Source organism: Mycolicibacterium vulneris, assembly GCF_002104765.1.
In the GTDB taxonomy this organism is placed as follows: Bacteria; Actinomycetota; Actinomycetes; order Mycobacteriales; family Mycobacteriaceae; genus Mycobacterium; species Mycobacterium vulneris.
Genome location: NZ_NCXM01000081.1, coordinates 1 through 1,346, shown reverse-complemented (window position 1 = coordinate 1,346; position 1,346 = coordinate 1). Strand labels below are relative to the sequence as shown.

Sequence of the window (1,346 nt, the reverse complement as noted above, 5' to 3'; positions counted from 1 at the left end):
AGTGCGCCGGTTGGCGCTGGGGTGCGGGGAAGCGGGTGAGGGTGGGCGGTCAACCCCGAAGAGTCCGCGCCGAACGGAGCAGGGTTTTCGGCCCGCGCTCGCCGGCGCGGTAGCGCCCTGGCGGGCTGGCATTGGGCCGAAAAGGTCACTCGGCCTGCGTAGTTCGGTGTGGGCGTGGGTTGAGCGGTCGGGCCCCCGCCCGCTTACCATGAGCACCCTGCTGACGGCTAAAAGAGGTGAGGGGCTACGGGTTTGTGGCCGCCGCCAGGCGGCCAGTCCGGTCGCGCGGGGCGCGCCGGCACGGTGGGGCCGGAAGAAAAAGGGGGGCCCGGCCAACCCCGCGGGTGCAGGTGCTGGCCGGGCCTGAGCTGAGTTAGAGCTGGTCGTTAACGTCGGCGGCCGCTTCGGCGACGTCGTTGAGTAGGTCGACCTCCTGCTGGTCGAGGTCCGCGATGTGGCATGTGCTGTAGTTGGCGTCATCGAGAGCGCGGCGCGGTGGTGTCGCAGCGTATGGAGCCGTGTGAGTGCTTGGTCGAGCTCGAGACGCGGATCGGTTTCGCGTTGCACGTGGGCGATGACGAGGCCGAGGTAGTCGAGGAGCTGGCGGCGGGTGCCTTGCAGCGCGAGTCCGTCTCCGTTTTCGTTCCACAGGCCCAGGACGAACGGGGCGGTAATTTCGTCTTCATCGACGGGGCAAAGTTCTTCGATGGCGCGATCGCGTGAGTACAGGGTGTAGAGGGCTGTGTGCGGCGTGGCCCCACTCGATGTGGTTGCTCATGATGTTTCCTTCCTGCGGGGTGGATGTGGAGGTTTAGGCGACGGCGTGGGGCAGGTGGTCGCGGACGCCCTGGTCGAGTTTGAGGATGTCGATCATCGCGGGGGTTGGGTTGTGGTGGCGGCGAACCTCGACCTCGACGCGGGTGATCAGCGTGGCGCTGATCCCGGGGTTGCCCCCTTTGAGGGCGAACACTGCTGCCAGGGTGAGGGCTTGGATGCGGGCCTGGCCGCTGAGGTGGTCGCCGATGCGGCTCCACAGGAGGGCGGCCCGCAGGGGGCGGCGGTCGGCGATTTTGTAGAGAAGGGTTTTGAAGGTGTCGTCGAGCAGGAGTGGTGCGGTCAGTTCGGCGAAGCCTCGGCTGGGGTTGCAGTTTCCGTTGACGAGTTCGGTGTGAAGGTCGGCCAGGATGGCGATGCGGTTGTAGCACATGGTGTTGTCTCCGTTTTCCGATGGTGATGGAGTGCGCCGGTTGGCGCTGGGGTGCGGGGAAGCGGGTGAGGGTGGGCGGTCAACCCCGAAGAGTCCGCGCCGAACGGAGCAGGGTTTTCGGCCCGCGCTCGCCGGCGCG

The 1,346-nt window shown here is 67.4% G+C and carries 2 protein-coding genes; one reads left to right on the top strand and one right to left on the bottom strand.

Annotated elements, in window-relative coordinates; all coding sequences use genetic code 11:
- The first annotated feature begins 528 nt into the window (after positions 1-528).
- Positions 529-723: a hypothetical protein gene (locus B8W69_RS31015; protein ID WP_181447515.1), complete on the top strand. Its 195-nt coding sequence runs from the start codon at positions 529-531 to the stop codon at positions 721-723.
- An 88-nt stretch (positions 724-811) separates the two neighbouring features.
- Here B8W69_RS31015 and B8W69_RS29410 read toward each other — a convergent pair whose 3' ends face one another.
- Positions 812-1,207 carry a hypothetical protein gene (locus tag B8W69_RS29410; RefSeq protein ID WP_085293145.1) on the bottom strand — a complete coding sequence of 132 codons (396 nt, stop codon included), beginning with the start codon at positions 1,205-1,207 and terminating at the stop codon, positions 812-814.
- Between the last annotated feature and the right edge of the window lie 139 nt (positions 1,208-1,346).

What these genes read in the sequence shown, in the direction of transcription:
- B8W69_RS29410 (WP_085293145.1), bottom strand. Translation starts at nt 1,207, where the DNA reads ATGTGCTACAACCGCATCGCCATCCTGGCCGACCTTCACACCGAACTC.